This window comes from uncultured Sphingomonas sp. (assembly GCF_934560975.1).
GTDB lineage: Bacteria > Pseudomonadota > Alphaproteobacteria > Sphingomonadales > Sphingomonadaceae > Sphingomonas_I.
Genome location: NZ_CAKTFO010000016.1, coordinates 1 through 15799, shown reverse-complemented (window position 1 = coordinate 15799; position 15799 = coordinate 1). Strand labels below are relative to the sequence as shown.

Annotated in this window: 13 protein-coding genes and 1 pseudogene; 8 read left to right on the top strand and 6 right to left on the bottom strand. The window is 67.3% G+C overall.

The window, feature by feature from the left end; genetic code table 11:
* Positions 1-212 precede the first annotated feature (212 nt).
* The 3 genes from Q0D93_RS10680 to Q0D93_RS10670 all read right to left on the bottom strand — a co-directional run bounded on the left by Q0D93_RS10680 (position 213) and on the right by Q0D93_RS10670 (position 5212).
* The gene (locus Q0D93_RS10680; RefSeq protein WP_294393844.1) at positions 213-2018 is read right to left on the bottom strand and encodes a DUF885 family protein; all 1806 of its coding nucleotides are present in this window, start codon (positions 2016-2018) and stop codon (positions 213-215) included.
* Between the two features lie 207 nt (positions 2019-2225).
* Positions 2226-4259 (bottom strand): thioredoxin family protein, encoded by a 2034-nt coding sequence (locus tag Q0D93_RS10675; RefSeq protein ID WP_294393841.1) that lies wholly within the window; start codon positions 4257-4259, stop codon positions 2226-2228.
* Positions 4256-5212 carry a metalloregulator ArsR/SmtB family transcription factor gene (locus tag Q0D93_RS10670; protein WP_294393837.1) on the bottom strand — a complete coding sequence of 319 codons (957 nt, stop codon included), beginning with the start codon at positions 5210-5212 and terminating at the stop codon, positions 4256-4258. The genes Q0D93_RS10675 and Q0D93_RS10670 overlap by 4 nt, the downstream gene beginning before the upstream one ends.
* Positions 5213-5294: 82 nt before the next feature.
* Here Q0D93_RS10670 and Q0D93_RS10665 point away from each other — a divergent pair, with 82 nt between their 5' ends.
* The 6 genes from Q0D93_RS10665 to Q0D93_RS14890 all read left to right on the top strand — a co-directional run bounded on the left by Q0D93_RS10665 (position 5295) and on the right by Q0D93_RS14890 (position 9598).
* A complete protein-coding gene (locus tag Q0D93_RS10665) occupies positions 5295-6290 on the top strand; it encodes an MlaA family lipoprotein (RefSeq protein WP_294393834.1) in 996 nt (331 codons plus the stop codon).
* On the top strand, positions 6287-6571 hold the full coding sequence (locus tag Q0D93_RS10660) for a hypothetical protein (RefSeq protein ID WP_294393832.1): 285 nt from the start codon (positions 6287-6289) through the stop codon (positions 6569-6571). Before Q0D93_RS10665 ends, Q0D93_RS10660 begins: the two co-directional genes overlap by 4 nt.
* 57 nt (positions 6572-6628) lie before the next feature.
* Positions 6629-7066, top strand: a complete 438-nt coding sequence (locus Q0D93_RS10655; RefSeq protein WP_294393828.1) for a GreA/GreB family elongation factor — start codon at positions 6629-6631, stop codon at positions 7064-7066.
* A gap of 60 nt (positions 7067-7126) precedes the next feature.
* Positions 7127-7471: a hypothetical protein gene (locus Q0D93_RS10650; protein WP_294393825.1), complete on the top strand. Its 345-nt coding sequence runs from the start codon at positions 7127-7129 to the stop codon at positions 7469-7471.
* A gap of 193 nt (positions 7472-7664) precedes the next feature.
* On the top strand, positions 7665-9293 hold the full coding sequence (locus tag Q0D93_RS10645; RefSeq protein WP_294393822.1) for an alpha-D-glucose phosphate-specific phosphoglucomutase: 1629 nt from the start codon (positions 7665-7667) through the stop codon (positions 9291-9293).
* Between the two features lie 215 nt (positions 9294-9508).
* Positions 9509-9598, top strand: coding sequence for a hypothetical protein (locus Q0D93_RS14890; RefSeq protein WP_366510276.1), 90 nt, complete (start codon positions 9509-9511; stop codon positions 9596-9598).
* Positions 9599-9695: 97 nt separating this feature from the next.
* Here Q0D93_RS14890 and Q0D93_RS10640 read toward each other — a convergent pair whose 3' ends face one another.
* Both Q0D93_RS10640 and Q0D93_RS10635 read right to left on the bottom strand, forming a co-directional pair.
* Positions 9696-10049, bottom strand: coding sequence for a response regulator (locus tag Q0D93_RS10640; RefSeq protein ID WP_294393967.1), 354 nt, complete (start codon positions 10047-10049; stop codon positions 9696-9698).
* Between the two features lie 19 nt (positions 10050-10068).
* Entirely contained in the window at positions 10069-13161 is a 3093-nt protein-coding gene (locus Q0D93_RS10635) for a PAS domain-containing protein (RefSeq protein WP_294393818.1), read from the bottom strand.
* Positions 13162-13288: 127 nt separating this feature from the next.
* Here Q0D93_RS10635 and Q0D93_RS10625 point away from each other — a divergent pair, with 127 nt between their 5' ends.
* Both Q0D93_RS10625 and Q0D93_RS10620 read left to right on the top strand, forming a co-directional pair.
* Positions 13289-14338: a glucose 1-dehydrogenase gene (locus tag Q0D93_RS10625; protein WP_366510275.1), complete on the top strand. Its 1050-nt coding sequence runs from the start codon at positions 13289-13291 to the stop codon at positions 14336-14338.
* 348 nt (positions 14339-14686) lie between these two features.
* Positions 14687-14853, top strand: a pseudogene (locus Q0D93_RS10620) (aldo/keto reductase); the annotation flags it as partial.
* Positions 14854-14923: 70 nt separating this feature from the next.
* Here the strand turns inward: Q0D93_RS10620 and groEL are convergent.
* A partial coding sequence (gene groEL, locus Q0D93_RS10615; protein ID WP_294393815.1) for a chaperonin GroEL occupies positions 14924-15799 on the bottom strand: 876 nt, incomplete at its 5' end.

The window sequence follows — 15799 nt, the reverse complement described above, 5'->3', positions numbered from 1 at the left end:
GACTTCTCCCAGGACGTAAAAATCGCGCTCCTCCGCTCGGAGCCTGTCCCCTAACGCGCGTCCGCCAACTGCGTTCATGGTGCCCGGCACTTATGATGGTGTAGCGATGGGAGAACGGCACCGGTTGGTGCCACCGACGCCGTTTGTCGGCAGTCGCCCGACGGCGGCCATGCGCGCCACGCCTGAAAGTCGGGCTCCAGCGCAGCCGCCGTCTATGCCATCTGCTGGCGCACGACCTTTTCCAGCACGCTCAGCGGCATGGCCCCCATGGTCAGGATCCGGTGGAACGCCTTCGGATCCCAGCTCGCGCCGGCCTTGCGCTTGGCTTCGTCGCGCAGCCGCACCCAGACTGTATGGCCGATCTTGTAGCTGCATGCCTGGCCCGGCCAGACGGTGTAGCGGTCGATTTCGCCCTGGCTGCGTCCGCGCGCGATGCCGGTGGTGGCGATCAGATAGTCCGTCGCCTGCTCGCGGCTCCACCGTTTGGCGTGCATGCCGGAATCCACCACCAGGCGCGTCGCCCGAAACAGCAACGATTGCAGAAAGCCGACCTGCCCGAGCGGATCGCCCTCATACATCCCCATCTCGTCGGCGAGTTGTTCGGAATAGAGCGCCCACCCCTCGGAGTAACCCGAGTAGAAGCCGCGCCGGCGGATCAGCGGGATGTCCTTGCTCTCCAGCGCGGACATGACCTGGAGGTGATGACCGGGCACCGCTTCGTGGTAGCTCAGCGTCGCCAGGCCGAACCTGGGGCGGTCGAACGTGTCGCGCAGGTTGATAAAGTAGATCGCTGGCCGCGTGCCATCGAGCGAGGCCGACTGGTAATAGCCGCCGGGTGCACCGGCCTGAATCGCCTCGGGAACGCGGCGGACCTCGACCGGCGCCTGCGGGAGGACGGCGAACTGCTCGGGCAGGCGTTTGGTCATGGCGGCGATCTGACCGCGCAATTGCCGGAGCAGTGCCTCGCGACCCGGATCGGTGTTGGGGTAAAGCTGGTCTGGGCGCTTGTTCAGTGCCACCAGTCGTTCGCCCACGCTGCCCTGGGTCATGCCCTGTGACTTGAGGATGCCGTCGATGCGCGCGCCGATCTCCGCCACCTGCGCCAGGCCGAGCCTGTGGATCTCGTCGCCCGTCATCTCCACCGTGGTCGCGGCACTCGCCGCCGCGGCGTAATAAGCGTCGCCGTCGGGCAACCGCCACACGCCCGCATCGTGCCGGGCGCGCGCCCTTAGCTCGACCACCAGCGCGCGTTGCCGATCCAGCGCGGGAAACACCTGCTCACGCATCAGCGTGGCCACGGTCATGGCGCGCTCCGGCGGCAGAGTGGCGGCCTTCAGCTTGGCGGCGAGGTCCGTTGCCGGGCCGGTCGCGTCGGGCGCCTTGTCGCGCACCGCCGCCAGCTGCTTCAGCGTGGTGTCCAGGATGTAGTCGGGGGCAAATACGCCGTTGGCGGCGTCCTCGCGCTGGCGTTCGGTTTCCGCGTCGATCGCGCCGGCAAACGCCTGCACCCGTGCGACATAGGCGTCTGCGTCGGCGGCGTTCCCGACCCTGTGCTGGTTGGCCAGGAAGTCGGGCACGTCGCGGTAGGCGCCCGTCAGTTGCGACAGGACATATGGCGCGTACCGGCCGGCACTGGCGCCGAACGTGTAGCGTTGCCCCGCAATCACCCGATCCAGGCCATATTCCACCACATCATAGTCGAGCCGCGCCGCATCGCTCAGCGCATCGCGCCGCACTGTCTTCAGCGCCGCCAGCTCCTGCCGCGCACGGGCGAACTGCTTGGCCTGACCGGCGCGCGACGTGTCGTCCAGCACCGACTTGAGGCGCGCGCGCGCGCCGGTGTCGAGCCCGAGCGAGGTCGCCTGTTCGGGGCTGTCCTCCAGCCGTGCGTAGAAGAAGCGATCCAGCATCGCGCGGAACTCCGCGTCGGGACCGCCCGAAGCGGCGCGAACCGAGCCTGGCAGGGCCACGGCTGCTGAGAGGAGACCCGTGGATGCAAGGAATTGACGGCGATGCATGAACGCTCCCGATGATGGACTTGAACAACTTTACCCAAGTCTACGCGACCTTCACCGATTTGCACGTGCGGCTTGGTTGTGTCGAACGCGATCTCCGGTTCGACCAAGCGATCGGGGCGCCACAGCATTGCTGTTGCGCGCGTCGGTCCCCGCACGCTCGATTGAGGGCGCTCGCGGGAGGTAAGCGGCGGCGCCGATCGGTACGCTTCAGACGAGCTGCGTGAGCATGGTCGGGGTCAACACCTGCGGCAGTTCGCGCGGCTCGCCTCCGCCCGGCGGGTAATACAGGTAGAGCGGCACGCCCGAGCGGCCATGCGCCTCCAGAAAGCGGCTGATCGCGGGATCGCCGCGCGTCCAGTCGCCGACCATCACCGCGACCTTTCTGGCCGCGAACGCCTGCGTCACCGGACCGCGCTCGATAGCCGCTTTCTCGTTGACCTTGCAGGTCAGGCACCAGTCGGCGGTGAAATACAGAAAGACGGGCCGCCCGGTGGCGCGCAGGGCCGCCAGCCGAACCTCGTCGAACCGCTCGGTGCCGGCCTGCTGCGGTGCCGCCTCCGCGGGCGCGCGCGGCACGTTGGTCGCCAGAGCGGCTGCGGCTACACCCCCCACCAGTGCCGGCAGCCAGGCCCCGCCCGCCAGCCGCATCTGCCGCCGGCCGGCCCACCAGAAGCCCAGGCCCAGGATCAGCGCGGCGGCCAGGCCGGCCGTCATCCCGTCCACCCCGTTCTGACGCCCGAGGATCCAGGACAGGCCGAGCGCGGTCACCAGCATCGGCACCGCCAGGATGCGGCGCAAGCGATCCATCCACGCCCCCGGTCGCGGCAGCAGCCGGCGGAGCGCGGGCACGAAGCCGAGCAGCAGAAAGGGCAGGGCCAGTCCCACGCCCAGCCCGACGAACACCGCCACGGCGGCAGGGGCAGGCAGCACCAGCGCCGCTCCCAAGGCCGCTCCCATGAACGGACCGGTGCACGGCGTCGCCACGAACGCCGCCAGCGCGCCGGTCCAGAATGCTCCGGCGGCGCCCCCGGAACGCACCAGCCGGTCGCCGCCCGCAAAGGTCGGCAGTTCGAACAGGCCCGCCAGGTTGAGGCCGATCGCCAGCACCAGCAGCATCAGCAGGCCGATGACGCGCGTATCCTGCAGCTGGAATGCCCATCCGGCGAGGCCACCGGCGGCGCGCAGGCCGAGCAATGCCGCGCCCAGCCCGGCGCAGACCAGCACCACGCCGCCGGTATAGGCCAGCGCCTCCGCCCGCGCCGTGCCCTCGCTCTCGCCAGAACGGGCGAGGCTGAGCGCCTTGAGGCTCAGGATCGGGAACACGCACGGCATGATGTTGAGCAGCAGGCCGCCAAGCAAAGCGCCGCCAAAGGCCAGCAGGAAGCCGCTCCCACCGCTTTGCCCCGTGGCGCCATCCTGCCGGCCGGGCAGGGGCGCCACGGCTGCCACGGTCCCGGCGGTGGCGGAGAGCGAGAGGCCGCGTCCCGGATCGAGCCGCAACACGCCCTGGACCGTCTTCGCTGCGCTACCCTCCCGCGCCGCCGTCTGGATGACCAGGCGATTGCCGCTGCGGGTGGCGACCTGCCTGGCGGCATAATCGATCACGCCATCGGTCAGCGGAAAGAAATAGGGCTGCGACGCGGCGGCGCCGGCGGGCAAAGGCACTTCCAGCCGGAAGCGCTTGCCGCTGATCTGGAAGGTCGCTTTGGACCCGAGCGGCCGGGGCAAAGCGGCCCGCCAGCGGTCGAACTGCGCCCGCCGGTCGGGCGTGACCGTGCCGTCGCCCACGGTCAGCCGCAGCGCCAGCGTGGCGGTTTCCGGCACGCACATCTGCGGATTGCAGGCGAGCCAGTCGAACTTGGCGCTGACCGGCAGGACCATGCCCGGCTTCAGCCCGGCCGGCACGTCCAGTGGGACCAGAAGCGCGTAATCATGCGCATAGACATAGTTCATCAGCCCGGCGAGCAGCAGGGTTTCGGGCACCGGATAGACCAACCGGCCGAAGCGAAGCCCGGCCAGCGCGGTCCAGGCGATCCGCGCCTCCAGCCCCGCATCGCCCGGATTGCGCCAATAGCCGTGCCAGGTCGGATCCGGCCGCATGGCAATGGCCAGGGTCACGCGCGATCCCGCGCGGGGCACGGTGGTTTCGGCCACCAGGGCGGGCGTGATGTGGGTCGGCGCGGCTGCCCGCGTGGTGGTGATGCCGGCCAGCGCCAGCAGGATCAAGAGCCAGCGCATCATGCCACCGCCTTCAGCCGCCGGTCTCCCGCCGCGCGCGTGCCGAGCCACAGTTTCACGGTCAGCGCGCCGCCCGCAAGTGTCTCGGTCGCGGCGGAGGCAAGGCCGGCCGCGTCGAACCAGTGCGCGATCTGCTCGTCATCGAAGCCGAGCCGGGCATGGCCTTCCCGCTCGCGCAATTCTTCCTGCTCGTGCGCGGCAAAGTCCACGATCAGCAACCGCCCGCCGGGGGGCAGCAGCCGCGCCGCCTCCGCGATCGCCGCCGCCGGCGCCTGTGCGTAATGGAGCACGAGGTGGAGCACGACCGTATCGGCCGCCGCATCCTTGACGGGCAAGGCATACATGTCGCCCTGCCGCAGGTCGGCGCGCTCGATCCCTGCCTCGCCCAGCCTGGCGCGGGCAAGGCGCAGCATTTCCGGTGAGCGATCGATCCCGATCGCGCTGTCCGACTGCGGGCCGAGCAGAGTGAGCATGCGGCCGGTGCCCGTGCCGATGTCCACCAGCCGGCCCAGCGGCTGTCCCCCGAGTACGCCGACGATCGCGGTTTCCACCTGCGCCTCGGCCACGTGGAGCGAACGGATCGCATCCCATTCCGCCGCATGGGCATCGAAATAAGCCTCCGCCGCCGCCGCCCGGTCGGCCTGCACGGCTTCCAGCCGCGCCGCGTCCGCCAGTTCCCACTTCTCCGTCGCGGAGTCGCGCCAGCCGTCGATGGTCGCGAACAGGGTCGGCACCGCCGCCGGGCCGAGCCCCAGGAACACCCAGCTGCCCTCCCGTCGCCGCCGGCACAAAGCGGCATCGGACAGGATGCGGACATGGCGCGACACACGCGGCTGGCTCTGCCCAAGCACCTGCGCCAGTTCGCCCACGGACAATTCCATCCGCCGTAGCAAGGCGATGATGCGCAGCCGAGTCGGATCGGCGAGAGCCCGGAACAGGATGAGGGGGGATACCATGAACGCACAGTTCGTCCACAGGAGCGCCACGTCAAGCGTCCGCTCCCTTGTCGCATCGCCGCGGCTATGGCACGGCGCGGCCATGACACGCTCCCATTTTGCGCTGGTTCCGCTCGCCTGCCTGCTGACCGCCGGTTGCGCCACCGTGCCCGGCCAGGACCGGCTGGCCGAGCGCGATCCGCTTGAAGGGTTCAACCGCACCATGTGGGGCGTCAACCAGGCCGCCGACAAGGTGGTGATCAAGCCGGTGACCAGCGTCTACCGCACGGTCGCCCCGCGTCCGGTGCGCCAGGGCGTCAGCAACTTCTTCGCCAACCTCACCGAACCGTGGTCGCTGGTGAACAATCTGCTGCAGGGCAAGCCCAAGCGGGCCGTTACCAACCTGCGGCGCTTCGTGATAAACACCACCATCGGCGTGGCCGGCCTGTTCGACCGCGCCAGCAAGATGGGGGTGCAGCCCGCGCCGGAGGATCTGGGCCAGACATTGGCCAAGTGGGGCGTGAATGGCGGGCCCTATCTGGTGCTGCCGCTGCTCGGCCCCTCCACCCTGCGCGACGGCGTGGGATCGGGCGTGGCGGCGTTTGGCGACCCGGTGAACGTGGCCGTCAACCAGGCGGACGTGAACGTCTGGTACAAGCGCGGCTACCGCGCGGGGCAGATCGTCAGCGCGCGCTCGGACCTGACCGACAGCGGCGCCGATGCCTTCCTCAAATCCAGCCTCGATCCCTATGCGGCGGCGCGGTCGGCCTATCTCCAGCGGCGTCGCGCCCAGATCCTCGACCAGGAAGACGGCATGGACGCCGGCCCGGCCGACGATTTCGCGCCGGCGGCGGAGGCTGTGCCGACGCCCACCGGAGACGCGAGCACCGCACCCAATGCGGCCACCTCCGCTGGGCAGAGTGCCGCTCCCTTGCCGGGTGACGAACCCGTGCCGACGGACGGCGCGGCCACGCCAGGCGCGGCTCCCATGCCGGGCGACGATGGGACCGTGCCGGCCGCCGATGCTGCCGGGCTTCCGGAAAGCAGCGCGCCGATGCCGGGCGACGACGTGCCCCCGGCACAGCCGCCGCGCCCGTGATCGGCCGCGCCGCGCCCTTGCTGCTGCTGCTGGCGCTGGCCGCCTGCAATCGCGGCGGGGTGGCAGACGTGACGCTGGACGCCGACGCCAACCAGCGCACGGCCACTGCCGCCAAGACGCTGGCGGACCTGGCGGCGGCCGATGCCGCCAGTCGCGGGCCCGCACCCGTCTACCGGCCCGCGCCGCGTCCGGCCGCCGAAGCCGCAACCGCGCGTTCAGCCGTCGCACCGGCCGGGGATGAGGACGGGGGCGATCAAACCGAAACGCTCAACGGGGCGTGACGGAACCCGGCGGCGCGATCCGCGCTTCTGCCCGCTTGATCATCTTTGGAGCCCTGCATGAGCGTTGCCTTCCGCCGCGAGAGCGACGACGAGCATAAGGAACCCCGGTTCGAGCTGCCGATCCCGCCCGGCCCCAATCTGGTAACGGAGCGCGGCCTGGCCCAGATCGAGGCCAGGGTCACCGAACTGGAGGCGCTGGCTGCGCCCGACGACGATCAGAAGCGCACCCTCCGCTACTGGCGGCAGCGGCTCGCCACCGCGCAACTCGCCCCGGCCGCGCCTGTCGATGAGGTCGGCTTCGGCAGCCGCGTGACGTTTCGCCTCAACGGTGCCGAGCGCAAGGTCCACATCGTCGGGGAGGATGAGGCGGAGCCGGCCGCCGGCCTGCTCGGCGTGTCGGCACCGCTGGCGCGGGCATTGCTGGGTGCTGGCGAGGGCGATCTGCTCCCGTTCGGGGGCAAGAGCGAGGCAATCGAGGTGATTGGCATAGGTTGACGGCACTTTCCGCCTCGATCGGTGTTGGTCCCGCCGGGTAAACAGGATGAAGGATTTGCCATGACCAAGCGCATCGCACTGCCGCTGATCGCCGCCGCCGCCCTCTCGCTCGGCGCCTGCTCGCAGGAAACCCAGAACCATGCCGGGGCGGTGGTCGATTCGGCCGGCAACGACATCAGCACGGCGACCGACAATGCCACGGCGGATGCGCAACAGGGCGCGAACCAGGCGGGTGACGCGATCGGCAACGGCCTCGACCGTGCCGGCACCGCGATCGACAACGGTGCGGACCAGGCCGGCGCCGCGCTCGACCGGGCCGGCGACGCGACCGCAAACGCCACCGCCAACGGCCTCAACGCTGTCGGCAACACCGCCAATCGCGCTGCCAACGACGTCCGCCGCTGATCCAGCGAGCGGACGAAAAGGGGTCGGGACGATCCCCGGCCCCTTTTCGCAAGCTCCAGCGGCGTCCCAGTTTCTACCGTTCGTTCATCTTCTGGACTGAGGCCGCTTTGAACGCGTCCGAACCGGCGGCCGAACTGGTCGCTGCCTCTCCTTAAAGACTTTACCGGTCATCTCAGTCTGGCAATGTGGCGTCATGACCCTGACGATCACCACCGCTCCGTTCGCCGACCAGAAACCCGGCACCTCCGGCTTGCGCAAGAAGGTGCGGGTGTTTCAGCAACCGCACTATCTCGAAAATTTCGTGCAGTCGGTGTTCGACGTGCTCGACGATTTCTCTGGGCAGACGCTGGTGGTCGGTGGCGACGGTCGGTTCCTCAACAAGGAGGTGATCCAGTCGGTGATCCGGATGGCGGCCGCCAACGGCTTCGGCCGGGTGCTGGTGGGCCTCGGCGGCATTCTCTCGACCCCGGCGGCCAGCAACGTCATCCGCAAATATGGGGCGTTCGGCGGGCTGATCCTCTCCGCCAGCCACAATCCCGGAGGGCCGGACGAGGATTTCGGCATCAAGTACAACATCGGCAATGGTGGTCCGGCGCCGGAAAAGATCACTGACGCCATCTACGCCCGATCGAAGGAGATTGACCGCTACCTGACGGTGGACACCCCTGACGTCGATCTCGACCGCCTCGGCGAAACGCAGGTGGCGGGCATGATCGTCGCGGTGATCGATCCCGTTGCAGATTATGCCGAGCTGATGGAGCAGTTGTTCGATTTCGGCGCGATCCGCAACCTGATCGCGGGCGGCTTCCGCCTCAGCTTCGATGCGATGCATGCCGTTACCGGGCCCTATGCGCACGAAATCCTGGAGCGCCGCCTCGGGGCGCCGGCGGGCACGGTCGTGAACGGCACGCCGCTGCCGGATTTCGGCGGCCATCATCCCGATCCGAACATGGTCCATGCGCACGCGTTGTTCGAGCGGATGTTCGGCGCCGATGCGCCCGATTTCGGCGCTGCCTCCGACGGGGATGGCGACCGCAACCTGATCCTTGGCCGCGGCATCTTCGTGACGCCGTCGGATTCGCTGGCCGCGCTTGCCGCCAACGCCCACCGCGCCCCCGGCTATGCACGCGGCCTCAAGGGCATTGCCCGTTCGATGCCGACCAGCGGCGCTGCCGATCGGGTGGCGCACGCACTCGGCCTGCCGTTGCACGAGACGCCGACCGGCTGGAAGTTCTTCGGCAACCTGCTGGATGCCGGCATGGCGACGATCTGTGGCGAGGAAAGCGCCGGCACCGGATCGGACCATGTCAGAGAGAAAGATGGGCTGTGGGCGGTGCTGCTCTGGCTCAACATCCTGGCGGTGCGACGCGAGAGCGTGGCTGCGATCATGGCCGATCACTGGGCGCGGTTCGGCCGCAACTATTATGCGCGGCACGATTATGAGGGGCTCGAAAGCGCCGCGGCGGAGCAACTGGTAAGCGAGCTGCGCACCGCTCTGCCCGACCTCCCCGGCCGCACGACCGGCAATCTCACCGTCTCCCGGGCGGACGAGTTCGAATATCTGGATCCGGTCGACGGCTCGCTCAGTCGCGGCCAAGGATTGCGGCTGCAGTTCGAAGGCGGCGCGCGCATCGTGTTCCGTCTGTCCGGCACCGGCACCAGCGGCGCGACCTTGCGCGTCTATCTCGAACGCTACGAGGCGCCGGACGGCATTCTGGATGTGGACACTGCGGCGGTGCTGGCCGAGCTCGTCGACGCTGCAGATGACCTCGCCGGCATCACCCGCCATACTGGCCGCAAGGCCCCGACCGTCATCACCTGACCGGGCTGACCCCCTGAACCTTGCGACGCTTTGCTGAACAGCCTTTGAGGGCTCAGGAGCAAGAAACTCGAACTCACCATGACCGCCGCCGATACCGGCGTGCGGGAGGCGATTGCCACGGGTGAGGCGCGCAAGCGCGACCTGAAGGTGCTGGTCGGCGGCCTGCTCAGCATGGGGATGGGTGCGCCGCAGCACTGATCCTTACAGCGCTCAACGTGCTACACGGGACGGTGGGGCAGGATTATCTGCTTACCAACCGCTACTTTGATCCACGCAAAGTTATTCGGAACACAAGATCCATTTAGCGGGCAGGAGTCGCTGTGACCGGGGGACTATCCCGACAAACATCTCGACGTGCCATTCTGTTTGAAGCCGATCGACGCGGCAAAGGTTGTCGACGCGTTAGCGCGGGTCACCGCACGCTAGAAGCTGTTCGACTGCGGCGATGCGGAGCGGCTTCATGACGATAACCGCACGCTGCCATTCAGAAGGTATATCGGCCGAGTTATAGCCGGTCGCGAAGAGGAACGGTATCGCTCTGGCTTCCAGAGCCTCCGCGATCGGGAAGCTCCTCTCTTCTCCGAGGTTCACGTCCAACACTGCCGCGTCGATTGGCTCGCTTTCGATCAGGCGCAGTGCTGCGCTGACCGCCGGCACCGGCCCAACGACGGTCGCTCCGGCCTCCTCCAGTTCATCCTGAACGTCCTGAGCAATCATGTAATCGTCCTCGACGACGAGAATGCTTCGACCTTGCAACGACGCTGTGCTCAACTGTTCAGTCCGGTTCTGCCGTAGCCGTCGAGGCGGGAACGTCGATCGTGCAATGCACGCCATCGGTCGCCATCTCGTAGCTGGTCTTCGCCCCCAGCTGGTAAGGCAGGGCACGCTCGATCAACTCGCGCCCGTAGCCGCCTACACGAGGGCGGTCGCTCACATGGGTCATGACCACACCGGTTTCACGCCAATCGACCTGGAGCCTGGGGCCGTCCCGATCGGCATGGATCACGCCCCAGCGGACGGTGAGATGTCCGTCCGGGGCGGCAAGCGCTCCGTACTTCAAGGCGTTGGTGGCCAGCTCGTGCAGCGCCAGCGAGAAGGTCTGCACGGTGGCCGATTTCAGGGGCACGCCCTCGGGTCCGTCCAGCGTCACCTTGTCGTCAGGCGCACCCAGCGCCGCCAACTCAGACCCCAGCAACTCGTCGAACGTCACCCGCTTGCCCGCCGACAGGTGGGAGAGCAGCCCCTGTACGCGGGACAAAGCGGAAAGCCGATCCTTGAAGTGAACATCGAAGTCGCTGAGCGACGTGGCGCTTTTTAGCGTCTGTTTGGACAGCGCGTTGACGACGGTGATGAGATTGCGGGTGCGGTGCTGAAGTTCCTGCACCATCACCTGCTGGCGGTCTTGGAGCAGCCTCAGATCATGGATGTCAGTCGACGTTCCCAGCCACTCGATGATCGATCCCGCTTCATCTCGAACAGGCGTGGCCCTCGTCTGAAACCAGCGGTAGGAGCGGGCGTCGCGCGTACAGATGCGATACTCGACATCGATGCCGCCGCGCTCCATCGCATGATCCCAGGCATCGCGGGCGACATCATGGTCATCCGGGTGGAGCGTCTTCAACCATCCCGACCCGTGGCTATCCGCCTCCTCCTGCCCGGTGAATGCCGTCCACTGCGGGCTGGCCCAGGTCCAGTGCCCCCCATCGACCGCGCGCCACACCAACTGTGGGATGCCCTCCATCAGCGCCCGCAGACGTAGCCCGGTCTCGCGGAGTTCGGTCAGGTCGTGGCCGACGCCACCGATCAGCGTCACCTCCCCGCTCTCGTCCCGGATCGGGAAGTCGGTGTTGCGCAGCCAGCGGATCGCGCCATCCGATGGGCGCCTGACGCGATATTCGAAGGCAACCTGTTCTCCTGCGCGGACCTGCCGAAGGTTCTCCAGCGCGAGTGGCCGATCCTCGGGCACGATCAGATCGAGCCAGTTGCGCATGTTCTCGCCAGCGAGCGCCTCCTGTCGGCTCACGCCGTAGATCACCTCGAACGCCGGCGTGAGATACTCCCACTGGAGCGTCTTGGCATTGCGGATCCAGAGAATGTCCTGGGAGGCTTCGCCGAACTGCCGAAACCGTTCTTCGCTCTGGCGCAGGGCGTCGGCGCTGCGCTTCGCGACGTCGATGTCAGCGATGACCGAAACCGCGCCTGTCACGCGCCCGCCTTCATCTCGGGTCGGGGCCGTGGCGACACTGGTCCAGGTCTCCTGCCCGTTTTCGTCCGTGAAGACCATCTCCTGACCAGGCACGACGCTCTCACCACGCATCGCTCGCGCACCCGGGAAGTCGTCGAGTTCGAGCGGATGGCCCCGCATGTCCCAAGCCCGCCATTGTGCGGCGATCTTCGGATGGCGAGAGGGCATCAGTCCCGAAGGCAGGAAGCGGCGATACTCGGCATTCGAAACCACGACGTTGCCGTCCATGTTGATAATCGCCGCACCAACAGGCACGCTCTCGAAGGCGGCAATCAGCCTGGCCTCGCTCTCGCGCAGCGCCTCCTGTACGCGACGGCGCTCCGTCACGTCGGCACCCGCACCGAACCACTCGACGATCTCGCCGTCGCTTCCCAGGATCGGCACGGCGCGCGACAGCACCCAGGCTATGCCGCCATCAGCGGCACGGACCCGATGCTCCAGCTCGAACATCGATTTGGTGCGGATAGCCTCGGCCACCGTCGCGTTCACCTGCGCAAGATCCTCGGGGAGGATGTATTTATCGATCCAGTCCTCGATGGGCGCTTCCGTCGGTGCGAGCGCGCCGCCTTCCAATTGATACATCAGCCGCCAGTCGGGGCTCATGCGGTAGATCAGGTAGGAGCCGGCGGTCGCCAGCGCCCGGAACCGCGTCTCGCTGTCACGCAGCGCTCCCTCGCCGCGCGCACGTTCGATCGCCGCCCAGGTACGTTCTGCGACCTCCTCGACCAGCGCTATTTCGGCAGGAGTCCAATGACGCGGGCGGGACGACACCGCAGCCATCGAGCAGAGCGGATTCTTCTCACCTCTCCGCACGGTCGACGCCAACATCGCCCGCATTCCCAAGGCGGTGCTGCTGGCGCGCTCGGCGTTCGACAGGCCGCGCCTCTCGAAATCGTCCTCGATCACGAACGTCTTTTCGAGCACCTGTTCATACGCATCGGGGAAATCGGAAAGACGGACCTTGGCAGGAAGCGGCGGAACGGTATCGTTGCCGACCTGATAGGGAAAGTCGGCCTCGTCATCCTCGGGTCGATAGTAGGTGATGTAACATCTATCGAGCCGGAGATGGTCGAAGAGCATCTGAAGCGACTGATACGCGACCGCGTCCGCATCCGGCTCGCCTCGCAGGGTATCGCTCAGCTTGAGCAGGAACGCCTGCCGCGCCTCAACCTCCGCCCGCTCGCGCCGCGCCAGAACCTGGCCCGTGGTTTCGATCAACGTCACGAGCACACCGGCAACCGCGCCGCTCTCGTCCCGCACCGGACTGTAGGACAAGGTGAACCAGGCGTCCTCCAGCACGCCGGAACGCGTGAGCGGGTACAACGCATTCTCGAAGGTGACCGCGCCGCCCGCCAGCACCTGCTCGTAGATGGGTGCGTTGATCGACCAGACCTCGGGCCAGCAGTCGCGCGTCGGCTGCCCCAGCCCGATTGGGTGCTTCACACCCATGATCTTGGCGTAGCCGTCATTGTAGATTTGGATCAGCTCGGGGCCCCAGAGCACGATCATCGGCAGCTCCGCCGCCAGCAGCAGGTCGACAACCGCCTTCAGACGTTCACTCCACGCCGCAACCAGGCCCAGCGGCGTGGCCGCCCAGTCTTGCGCCCGGACGCGGCGGACCATTTCACCAGTTCCGTGAGGCCAATCTGACATAAAGCGTCAACGCGCGTGTGCCTGTAAGGTCGCCGTGACGTGCAAGTTCCGATGCGATCCTGCCGACACTACAGGAAGGGCGGTGGATTGTTGGCGCTTGTCGATCGGCCGTCCCGATGCTGAATATGGCCTTGCGACAGCCTATCCACATCAACTATCCGGCGGCCAGCAGCAGCGCGCTGCCATCGCCCGGGCGATCGTCGTTGATCCCGAGTTGATCCTCGCCGACGAGCCGACCGGCAAACGCCTGAACAGGCATGCGCCGCTAGCCGGTAGCCCGCCTGGCACTGCCGGAGCCAGTCGCAACGGACGGCTTTCAGTGCTGACGTGCAACTCGGGCCGGATACCGCCGTTGGTGTTGCGTACACAATGCGAGGATGCTGCCATGGCCCGGTTTGAGGGAAAGACGGTGCTCGTCACCGGTGCTGCGTCCGGCATCGGCCGGGCGGCCGCACGTCGCTTTGCGGACGAGGGCGCGAACGTCGTTGTCGTCGACCTCGATCGGGCTGAGCTGGAGGAAGCCTCAGCCGAGCTGCCCCAGGATCGCCTTTCGGTTCAGCCGGGCGACACGTCGAGCAAAGATGCGGCGGTCACGGCCGTCAAGGCGGCGGTGGACCGGTTTGGCAGGCTCGACATCCTGGTCAACAATGCCGGCATCGCGACGCAGGGTGACATCGTCCAGACCAGTGAAGAGGATTTCGACCATGTCTTGGCCGTCAATGTTGGCGGTTATTTCCACATGGCGAAGGCCGCCATGCCGGAGCTGGTGAAGACGCGAGGTTGCATCGTCATGACGTCTTCCGTCTCCGGACTGGGTGGCGACTGGAACATGTTCGCCTACAACACCTCGAAAGGTGCGGTGAGCAACATGACGCGAGCGATGGCGCTGGACGCCGCAAAGGACGGTGTGCGCGTCAACGCGGTCAATCCCAGCTTTACGGACAGCGGCATGACCAAGGACATGCAGGCGGAGCCGGAGCTGATGGCCAAGTTCAAGGAGCGCATGCCGCTCGGCACGCCGGCGCGCCCGGAGGATATCGCGGCGGTGATGGCGTTCCTGGCCAGCGACGACGCGCGCATGGTGACGGGCGTGAACCTGCCGGTGGATGGTGGGCTGATGGCCTCCAATGGTCAGCCGCCACAGTGAAGGCAGTCTCCGCGACAAGAGTATGTTGCAAGGACGCGAGGGGACAAGGGGAAGGCGCGGCAGCTCCGGCTTGAACAGGAAATCAGGTGCCGGCCGGCCCGACCCACTACCGGTCACTCGGAGCGGCCCGAATGGGCGCCGACACCGACATGTGTTCAGGTGCCGTTCTCGGGTTTGATCTGCCGTGGTCGCCGCAGGCCGGCCAGATGCATCGTTGCTCGTGGCGCGGCTTGCGACGTCACCGCAGTCGGTTGGTTAAGGCCATGAGTAGAGCGGGCGAGAACAATGACGGATTATGTAAAACTCGGCAGCACCGGCCTTGACGTGTGACGTCTGTGCCTCGGTTGCATGACCTACGGCATCCCCGATCGTGGAAATCATGCCTGGACCCTCGACGAGGAGGCCAGCAGGCCGATCCTGCGTAAGGCGGTGGAAGCAGGATCAACTTCTTCGACGCCGCCAACGTCTATCCGAACGGCACGTCGGAGGAGATCGTGGGGCGCGCGCTCAAGAATGTGAAGCGCATACGAAAAGGGCCGGAGGACATGATCCCCCGGCCCGATCTTCGTGTGGAGAAGGTTGGACTTAGAAGTCCATCCCGCCCATGCCGCCCATGCCGCCGCCGGGCATGCCGCCCGCCGGAGCCTTGTCGTCGGCCGGAAGCTCGCTCACCGCCGCTTCGGTGGTGATCAGCAGGCCAGCGACCGATGCTGCGTTCTGGAGCGCGGTGCGGACGACCTTGGTCGGGTCGATCACGCCGGCCTGGACCAGGTTCTCGTACGTGTCGGTCTGGGCGTTGAAGCCCATGGTCGGGTCGTTGCCTTCCAGCAGCTTGCCCGAAACCACCGCGCCGTCATGGCCGGCATTGGTCGCGATCTGGCGAACCAGCGCGGTCAGCGAGCGACGGACGATGTCGATGCCGCGCGTCTGGTCGTCATTGGCGCCGGTGATGCCTTCCAGAACCTTGGAGGCATAGAGCAGGGCCGTGCCGCCGCCGGGAACGATGCCCTCTTCGACCGCCGCGCGGGTCGCGTGGAGAGCGTCGTCGACGCGATCCTTGCGCTCCTTCACCTCGACCTCGGACGCACCGCCGACCTTGATCACGGCCACGCCGCCGGCGAGCTTGGCGAGACGCTCCTGGAGCTTCTCACGATCATAGTCGCTGGTGGTGTTCTCGATCTGCTGACGGATCGCGCCAACGCGGCCCTGGATCGCATCGGCTTCACCCGCACCGTCGACGATGGTGGTGTTGTCCTTGTCGATCGACACGCGCTTGGCGGTGCCGAGCATGTTGAGCGTGACGCTCTCCAGCTTGATGCCGAGATCCTCGGAGATCACCTCGCCCTGGGTCAGGATCGCGATGTCTTCCAGCATCGCCTTGCGACGATCGCCGAAGCCCGGCGCCTTGACGGCCGCGACCTTCAGGCCGCCGCGCAGCTTGTTGACGACGAGCGTGGCCAG

Bases quoted from the DNA above. Each gene is read 5' to 3' on its own strand.
- Q0D93_RS10680 (WP_294393844.1), bottom strand. From the start codon at position 2,018: ATGCATCGCCGTCAATTCCTTGCATCCACGGGTCTCCTCTCAGCAGCC.
- Q0D93_RS10675 (WP_294393841.1), bottom strand. From the start codon at position 4,259: ATGATGCGCTGGCTCTTGATCCTGCTGGCGCTGGCCGGCATCACCACC.
- Q0D93_RS10670 (WP_294393837.1), bottom strand. From the start codon at position 5,212: ATGGTATCCCCCCTCATCCTGTTCCGGGCTCTCGCCGATCCGACTCGG.
- Q0D93_RS10665 (WP_294393834.1), top strand. From the start codon at position 5,295: ATGACACGCTCCCATTTTGCGCTGGTTCCGCTCGCCTGCCTGCTGACC.
- Q0D93_RS10655 (WP_294393828.1), top strand. From the start codon at position 6,629: ATGAGCGTTGCCTTCCGCCGCGAGAGCGACGACGAGCATAAGGAACCC.
- Q0D93_RS10650 (WP_294393825.1), top strand. From the start codon at position 7,127: ATGACCAAGCGCATCGCACTGCCGCTGATCGCCGCCGCCGCCCTCTCG.
- Q0D93_RS10645 (WP_294393822.1), top strand. From the start codon at position 7,665: ATGACCCTGACGATCACCACCGCTCCGTTCGCCGACCAGAAACCCGGC.
- Q0D93_RS10635 (WP_294393818.1), bottom strand. From the start codon at position 13,161: ATGGTCCGCCGCGTCCGGGCGCAAGACTGGGCGGCCACGCCGCTGGGC.